Annotated in this window: 4 protein-coding genes; 3 read left to right on the top strand and 1 reads right to left on the bottom strand. The window is 66.9% G+C overall.

Annotated features, from left to right (window positions below):
- Window positions 1-930: glycosyltransferase family 9 protein (locus WA317_RS14950; RefSeq protein ID WP_425173774.1), on the top strand; the 930-nt coding region annotated here is incomplete at its 5' end.
- Here the strand turns inward: WA317_RS14950 and rfaE2 are convergent.
- Window positions 858-2,402: a D-glycero-beta-D-manno-heptose 1-phosphate adenylyltransferase gene (rfaE2, locus tag WA317_RS14945; RefSeq protein WP_425173773.1), complete on the bottom strand. Its 1,545-nt coding sequence runs from the start codon at window positions 2,400-2,402 to the stop codon at window positions 858-860. The genes WA317_RS14950 and rfaE2 overlap by 73 nt on opposite strands.
- 231 nt (window positions 2,403-2,633) lie before the next feature.
- Here rfaE2 and WA317_RS14940 point away from each other — a divergent pair, with 231 nt between their 5' ends.
- Both WA317_RS14940 and WA317_RS14935 read left to right on the top strand, forming a co-directional pair.
- Window positions 2,634-4,088: an aldehyde dehydrogenase family protein gene (locus tag WA317_RS14940; RefSeq protein WP_425173772.1), complete on the top strand. Its 1,455-nt coding sequence runs from the start codon at window positions 2,634-2,636 to the stop codon at window positions 4,086-4,088.
- 100 nt (window positions 4,089-4,188) lie between these two features.
- On the top strand, window positions 4,189-4,959 hold a 771-nt coding region (locus tag WA317_RS14935), incomplete at its 3' end, for an alpha/beta fold hydrolase (RefSeq protein ID WP_425173771.1).

The following is a 4,959-nucleotide window of genomic DNA, read 5'->3' as shown; positions in this document are numbered from 1 at the left end:
CTGCTGACCGGCCGCCCGTCGCCGGTGAGCCGGGCGCTGCCGCTGCCCCCGACGCCGGGCGTCTACGAGCCGGCGGTCGACGGCGGTGATCCTCTCGACGGCAACGCTTTGCAGGACTGGGTGCGAGACCATCCGATCGATTTAGGTGTCCAGCTGCACGGCGGCGGCGCGGCGTCGAACCCGTTCATCAAAAGCCTGACTCCGACCTGGACGGTCGGGACGCGCGCCGAGGACGCCGAACCGCTGACCCGATGCATCCCCTACCGGCTGTATCAGCATGAGGTGTTGCGGTGGCTGGAAGTCGTCGGGCTGGCCGGGGCGCCGCCGGTGACGTTCGAACCGTCCGTCGCGGTCACCGATGCAGATCGTCGGTGTGCGCAGCGGGTGCTGCCCTGGCCATCCGGTCCGGTGGTCGGCATTCATCCGGGTGCCCGAGATGCTCGCCGCCGTTGGCCGACAAGGCATTTCGCCACAGTCGTAATTGACTGTGTGAAGGGCGGGGCACGTGCGGTCATCGTCGGGACACCCAGCGAGGAAGGGCTGATGCGCGACGTAGCCGAGCGGGCTCGTGCGGAGCTTTCCCCAACCGAAGGCGACGCGGTCGCCGTACTGTGCGGGCTGGACTATTCGGGGCTGTGCGGAGTGCTGGCCCGGTGCGACGTGCTGGTCGGCAACGACAGCGGTGTCCGACACCTCGCTAAGGCAGTCGGAACGCCGACTGTCGGAATCTTTTTGCCCAGCAATCTCATTCACTACGGCCCGTTCGGCCGCTCAAAAGACCGCGCGTTGATGTCCTGGACCACTCGCTGCCCGGTGTGCGACAGCGATTGCGTGTCGGCAGACGCGCCGGGCTGCGGTCACGACGTCTCGTTCGTGGCTGACATCTTGCCTGACGCGGTACTGCACGAGGTGCGCGACCTGCTGGCCTGACCGTTGCCGACGGAGTCCACCGATGCGCGGATGCGCGCGATGGTGTCGGTGTTCGAATGATCGGCGACATAGCCCAGCATGCGGACCTCGCCTCCGTAGCTTCGCACCACCGGCGTCTCTGGAAGCATGTCGGCGGTGTAATCGCCGCCCTTCACGTAGATGTCGGGCTGCAGCTGTCGGATCAACGGCGCGGGAGTGTCACCGTCGAACACGGTCACATAGTCCACGCACGACAGTTCACCGAGCACCGCTGCGCGATCGGCGGCGCTGTTGATCGGTCGATCGCTGCCCTTGAGGCGGCGAACGCTTTGGTCACTGTTGATCGCCACGACGAGCACATCACCGGCCTGCTTGGCCTCTTTGAGGTAGGCGACATGGCCGCGGTGCAGCACGTCGAAGCAGCCGTTGGTGAACACGATGCGCCGGCCCGCCTTACGGTGGCAAACGACCCGGCGAATCAGCTCATCCTGCGCAGTCGGCACACCTTCGGCCGCGGCAATCCGGTCCGCCAGTTCGGCCTTGGTGCATACCGATGTGCCGGGCTGCGCGGTCACGACATCGGCGGCCAGCTGGGCGAACTGGACGGCTTTTACGGCCGACATACCTTGCAGCAGGCCGACGGTCATGGCGGCGGTGAAGGTGTCACCCGCGCCGGCGCAGTTTTCTTCTCGCGCCGGCCGGGTCGCGGTGCGGTAGCCGGTGCGGTCACCGTCGAGAAGCAGCACGCCGTCGCTGTCGAGCGTGACGGCGACGACTGCGGCGCCGGTCGCCTGTGCCAGATCTCGTCGATGCTTTACGAAGAAATCGGCCCGCGTTTCACCGTTGCGGTGGGCGTCTCGGTTTTGCGGGGACAGCAGGCATAGCGCCTCCGCCGCACTGGGCGTCGCCAGGTCCGGCCGCAGCGGCCGCCAGGGTGTCAGGTCATGGCCGTCGACTACGAGAAGCGGAAGGGCAGGCCTTGCCTCGGCAACGGCGGCCAGGATCGACGGGTGGGCGATGCCGGCGCCGTAGTCGCAGATGACCAGCGCGTCCGCCGTCCGCAGCGCGTCGGCGAGGCGCTCGGCCAGTCGCTGGTGCTCACTGGCGCACGCCGGCTGGTCGGCTTTCTGATCGAAGCGCAGCAGGACCCGATCGCCGGCGACGACGCGATTCTTGCTGGCGGTCCGACCTGCGGAGGTCCGCACGTGGTCGGTGTTGACGCCGTGGCGGTGCAGACCACGGAGCAGTGCGACGCCGACATCATCGTCGCCGATCACCGTCACAAGCTCGGCGCGCACACCCAGAGCCGCCAGATTCGCGGCCGTGTTGGCGGCGGCACCGGGTTGAGCGGTGGAGTGTTCGACATCGACGACCGCGACCGGGCCTTCCCGGGACAGGCGCCGGCACGCCCCGGACAGCCACACGTCGAGCACACTGTCTCCGAGCACGACCACGCGAGGTGGTGAGTTGGGCGAATCATCGGGGCGTTGCACCCCGAGTGTTTTCCCAAGCAGCGGCCGGGAAAACCCTCGACCGCGAACTGCCGTCGTCTGGCCGGGAAGGCTGTGGCCGGCGCGCCACAGGTCGGGGTCTTTGGCGGCCGCTCAAACCGCAAGCTGAGGCGGCTCAACAGCAGTGTCGACCTTGACCAAGCCGCAGCGGCACTGCTAAGCAAGTGCTCAGCACGCGGCGTTTGGACGCTCGGCACGAGGAGGGAATCAGCGATGACGGTGCAGGCGGTATTGGACGACATTCGGGAACGCCCTGGCACGGGCGACGTCATACCGATCATCGATCCGGTCACCGAAGAGCCGATTGCTGAGTTCAAAGACTGTGGCGAGCAAGCAGTCGACGAAGCGGTCGCCCGTGCGAAGGCGTCGTACGACGCGGGCGTCTGGGTCAACCTGCCGGGGCGTGAGCGGGCCAAGATCATGTGGCGCATCGCCGATCTGATCGACGAGCATGCCGATGAACTCGCCGAGCTCGACTCACTCAACACCGGCATGCCGTTGATGCAGGCACGGTTGGTGGTACCCACCTGCGCCGAATTCTTCCGGTACTACGCCGGCTGGTGCACCAAGGTGCACGGCGACGCCTACGACGTGAAAACCAGCGGGATCGCCTCGGACACCTACGTCGACATGCACGCCTACACCATCAAGGAGCCCTACGGCGTGGTGGGCCTGATCTTCCCGTGGAACGGCCCGGTGTTCAACGCGTGCGCGAAACTCGCGCCAGCGCTGGCCGCAGGCTGCAGCATGCTGGTCAAACCCGCTGAGGAGACACCGCTTTCAGCGCTCCTTCTGGACCGCATCATCGCCGAGGCCGGGGCCCCGGACGGCGTGGTCAACTTGTTGACCGGCTACGGGCACACCGCAGGTGCGGCCATCACCGCCCATCCCGGCGTCGAGAAGGTGGCCTTCACCGGGTCGACCGAGGTCGGCAAGGAGATCGTGCGCGCCTCGGCCGGAAACCTCAAGAAGGTGATGCTGGAACTCGGCGGCAAGTCGCCCGTGCTGATCTACGACGACGCCGACCTGGACCAGGCCATCATGATGGCCGCGATGGGCATCTTCGTGCACTCCGGTCAGGGTTGCGTGTGCGGGTCGCGGATCTTCGTGCAGCGCGGCGTCTACGACCGGGTGGTCGAAGGCATCGCGATGGTGGCGAACAATCTGAAGCTGGGCGGTCCGAGAGAAGAAGGCAGCATGATCGGCCCCCTGATCAGCGCCAAGCAGCTCACCCGCGTCATGGGTTTCATCGACGAGGGCAAATCCGGTGGTGTCGAGGTTGTGACCGGCGGGCACCGGCTCGACCGGAAGGGTTACTTCGTCCACCCGACCGTGCTGACGAACGTCGACCGCGGTATGCGGCTGTATCAGCAGGAGATCTTCGGACCCGTGGTTACTGTCCTGCCGTTCGACGACGACGACGAAGCCGTCGCCATGGCCAACGAAACCACCTACGGGCTGGCGGCCACTGCCTGGACCAATAACCTGAGCCGCGCTCACCGCCTCGGTAAGCGGCTGCAGGCCGGGACCGTGACGGTCAACTGCCAATTGGTTTTCGATCACTCCGTGCCCTTCGGCGGGTACAAGCAGTCCGGTTGGGGTCACGAGTTCGGCCGCGAGGGCATCGAGGCCTACCTGAAGACCAAGTCGTTCTGGGCCCAGCTCTGACGGCCCGCCGAGCCGAGAATCCGAATAGCGCTCCAGAAAGCTAAAAAAATCGTAAGCTTAGCCTGTGTGGCGACGATGCCGCAGCTGAGGGGAAGCGGCCATGAATTCTCGGCGGCCTGAATTCGGCAGTGTATCGACCTTGACGCCCAGAGAGGTCGCGCCGCAGCGCACCCTTGCCGTCCGCGCCGCGGACGGCACCACACTGCACACCGAAATCTACGGCCCACCCGGCGGCTACCCGATCGTGCTGGCGCACGGATTCACCTGCGCCACCGGCGTGTGGCGAGACCAGATCGCCGACCTGGCCGCCGAATACCGGGTGATCGCTTACGACCAACGCGGCCACGGGCGCAGCGGCGTCCCGCCGCGCCGCAACTACAGTTTGAGCTATCTGGCCTCCGACCTCGACGCGGTGCTGGAGGCGACGCTCGCGCCGCGCGAAACCGCGGTCATCGCCGGGCATTCGATGGGCGGCATGGCCGTCATGGCGTGGTCCGACCGTTACCGCCACAAAGTCGGGCAGCGCGTCGACGCCGTGGCGTTGCTCAACACCACCAACGGGGACTTGCTGCGCGAAGTGGACTTGCTGCCCATGCCGCGACAGCTGTCGGCGGCTCGCGCGCTGGCGGCCCGGCAACTGATCAATACATTCGGTTCCTTCGACATGCCGAACGCCTTCGGGCGCCCGACGCGTACTTTCGTCAGAATGCTGGCCGTGGGTGCGCAGGCCGACCCGGCCGTCGCGGCCCTCGTCTACGAGCTGTTCACAGCCACGTCGCCGGCCGGCCGCGGGGGCTGCGCGAAGATGCTGGCTTCCGGGGTGGGTCGCCGTCACATCAGCCTGACCGGCCTGACGGTGCCGGCGCTGGTC

Source organism: Mycobacterium sp. (assembly GCF_049802695.1).
Classification (GTDB): domain Bacteria; phylum Actinomycetota; class Actinomycetes; order Mycobacteriales; family Mycobacteriaceae; genus Mycobacterium.
This window is presented reverse-complemented; position numbering and strand designations above follow the sequence as displayed.